Genomic DNA, 3,497 nt, shown 5'->3' on the forward strand with positions numbered 1-3,497 from the left:
GCTGAGCGGGTGGTGCGGGATCCGGGTGCGGTGGCGGTGGTGGATGTGCGGGTGGAGTTGTCGTATGGGGAGTTGGATGAGCGGGCGTCTCGGTTGGCGGGTGTGTTGAGGGGGCGTGGGGTGGGGTTGGAGTCTGTGGTGGGGGTGATGTTGGAGCGGTCGGTGGATGTGGTGGTGGCGTTGTTGGCGGTGTGGAAGGTCGGCGGTGCGTACCTGCCGATCGATCCGGAGTATCCCGCGGATCGCGTGGCGATGATGTTGGAGGACGCGAGCCCGGTCTGTGTGGTGACCAGTGACGGGCTGATCGGGCGACTGCCGGAGGGCCTCGGGGTGGTGGTGGATGAGGCGGTGGCGGCCGGTGAGCTGGTGGAGCCGGTGCGGGTCGAGTCGGGGCATGCGGCGTATGTGATTTATACGTCGGGATCGACGGGGCGGCCGAAGGGCGTGGTGGTGTCGCATGGGGCGCTGGCCAACTACGTGGCCTGGTGTGTGCGGGCGTACCCGGGGGTGCGGGAGAGCAGTCTGCTGCACGCGTCGGTGTCATTCGACGCGGGTGTGACGGGTCTGTTCGGTGGGTTGGTGAGCGGTGGGTGTGTGTTTGTGTCCGGGCTGGATGAGGGTCTGCCGGCGGTGCTGGGTGGGCGTCGTATGGGCTTCTTGAAGGTGACTCCCAGCCATCTGCCCTTGCTGGAGGCGTTGCCGGAGGAGTGTGTCCCGACGGACCAGCTGATGGTGGGCGGAGAGGCCTTGAGCTGGGGCTTGGTGGAGCGGTGGCGCGAGGCGCACCCGGGGCTGGCTGTCGTGAACCACTACGGGCCGACGGAGGCGACGGTCGGTTGCGCGCACTACGAGATCGGTGCGGGTGAGGGCGACGGGGGTGTGGGCTCGGTTCCGATCGGGCGGTCGTTCGCGACGACGACGACATTCGTCCTCGATGGAAGGTTGCGCCCGGTGGCGCCGGGCGTGGTGGGTGAGTTGTACGTGGCGGGGGTGCAGTTGGCCCGCGGATATCTCGGTCGTCCTGGGCTGACCGCGGAGCGGTTCGTGGCGTGCCCGTATGGCGGGCCGGGTGAGCGGATGTACCGGACGGGTGACTTGGTCCGGTGGACGGTCGACGGGCAGCTGGTGTTCGTCGGGCGGGCGGACGACCAGGTGAAGGTGCATGGGTACCGGATCGAGCCGGGTGAGATCGAGACCGTACTGGCCGCGCATCCGGACGTTGACCAGGTGGTGGTGATCGCCCGTGAGGACACCTCCGGCGACAAGCGGCTGACGGCGTACGTCGTCGCCGACGACGGCGGTGGTGTGGGCGCTGGTCTGGCCGCTGAGCTGCGCGCCTATATGGGGCAGAGGCTGCCGGAGTACATGGTGCCGTCCGCGGTGTTGATGCTGGACGAGTTGCCGTTGATGGTGAACGGAAAGCTGGACCGGGCGGCTCTGCCTGCTCCCGATTACGGGATCGCGGGTGGCAAGGGACGCGGGCCGGCCTCGGTGGTCGAGGAAGTCGTGTGTGCGGTCTTCGCCGAGGTGCTGGGCCTGGAGCAGATCGGGGTCGAGGACAACTTCTTCGAACTGGGTGGCCACTCGCTGCTCGCGGTGTCGTTGGTGTCGCGGCTGCGCGAATGGGGACTGGGGATCTCGGTGCGGGCCCTCTTCGAGACACCCACACCGGCCGGGTTGGTCGAGGCCGGCAACGGACCGGTTGTGGAGGTGCCGCCGAACGGCATTCCGGATGGCGCCGAGGTCATCACGCCCGAGATGCTGCCGTTGGTGGAGCTCACGGCCGCGCAGGTGGAGTTGGTGTGTGCGGCGGTCGACGGTGGAGCGGGCAACGTGGCGGACGTGTATCCGCTGGCGCCGTTGCAGGAGGGCATCTTCTTCCACCACCTGCTCGCCGATCCGGGGGAGGCGGATCCGTACCTCCGCTCTCTCGCCATGGGCTTTGACGGCCGTGAGCGGCTGGACGGGTTCCTGGCTGCCTTGCAGCAGGTGGTGGACCGGCACGACATCTACCGCACCGGCGTGATGTGGGAAGGGCTGCCCGAGCCGGTGCAGGTGGTGCGGCGGCGCGCCGTCGTTCCGGTGACAGAGGCGACGCTGACGGACGGCGGGAACCCGGCGGCGGAGCTGATCGCGATCGCCGGCCGGTGGATGGATGTCCGACGGGCGCCGCTGCTGCGGGTGTACGTGGCGGCGGAGCCGGGCAGCGAGCGGTGGGTGGCGTTGGTGCAGGTGCACCATCTGCTGCAGGACCACACGGCGTCTGAGGTGGTACTGGGTGAGGTCGCGGCCCTCATGACCGGGCGCGGGGACACCCTGCCGGTGCCGCTGCCCTTCCGTGACTTCGTGGCCCAGGCGCGGCTGGGCGTGTCCCGCGCGGAGCACGAGGAGTACTTCGGCCAGCTGCTGAGGGACGTGACGGAGCCGACGCTGCCGTTCGGCCTGGCCGACGCCCGCGGTGACGGCACCGGCGCCCAGCAGGCACGCGTGATGGTTGACGACTCCTTGGCGGAGAGGGTGCGGGAGCGGGCGCGTGGACTTGGGGTGAGTCCGGCGACGTTGTTCCATGTGGCGTGGGCGCGGGTGCTGGCCGTACTGGCCGGGCGGTCGGACGTGGTGTTCGGGACTGTGTTGCTGGGCCGGATGAATGCCGGGGTGGGTGCTGAGCGGATCCCGGGGCCCTTCATGAACACGCTGCCGGTGCGGGTGGACGTCGCGGATACGGATGTGGTGGGTGCGGTGCGGGCGATGCAGGCCCAGCTGGCCGGCCTGCTGGTGCACGAGCACGCGCCCCTCGCCCTGGCCCAGGCGGCCAGCGACGTCCCGACGTCCGTCCCGTTGTTCACGGCGCTGTTCAACTACCGCCACAGCGACCGAGTGCGGTCGGACGCGGCGCAGCCCGGCGAGACACGGCCGGGTGGGGTGGCCGGCATGAGGGTGCTGCTGGGTGAGGACCGTACGAACTATCCGTTGGCGGTCTCGGTCGATGATCTGGGGATTGGATTCGGGCTGACGGCCGGTGTGGTCGCGCCCGGCGACCCGGAGCTCGTATGTGAATTGATGCAGATGGCGGTCGAGGGCCTGGTCACGTCCCTGGAGGAAGCGCCACGGACGCCGTTGCGTGCGGTGGAGGTGCTTGCGCCGTCGGGTCGTGAGCGGGTGTTGGCGGAGTGGAACGACACCGACCGCGTGGTGCCCGAGGAGACGGTGGTGGACCTGTTCGAGCGGCAGGTGGCGCGGGATCCGGGTGCGGTGGCGGTGGTGTGTGGGGAGGAGAGCCTGACTTACGTCGAGTTGGATGAGCGTGCTTCGCGGTTGGCGGGTGTGTTGAGGGGGCGTGGGGTGGGGTTGGAGTCGGTGGTGGGGGTGATGTTGGAGCGGTCGGTTGATTTGGTGGTGGCGTTGTTGGGTGTGTGGAAGGCGGGGGGTGCGTATTTGCCGCTTGATCCGTCGTATCCGGCGGAGCGGGTGGAGTTGATGGTGGGGGATGCGGGGCC

Annotated in this window: 1 protein-coding gene; it reads left to right on the top strand. The window is 69.3% G+C overall.

All coding sequences use genetic code 11. From position 1 onward, the window contains the following. Positions 1–51 precede the first annotated feature (51 nt). The coding region (locus tag ACFC1X_RS40620) for an amino acid adenylation domain-containing protein (protein WP_376364766.1) at positions 52–3,497 on the top strand (3,446 nt) is incomplete at its 3' end.

Source organism: Streptomyces sp. NPDC056128 (assembly GCF_042263835.1).
Taxonomy (GTDB): Bacteria; Actinomycetota; Actinomycetes; order Streptomycetales; family Streptomycetaceae; genus Streptomyces.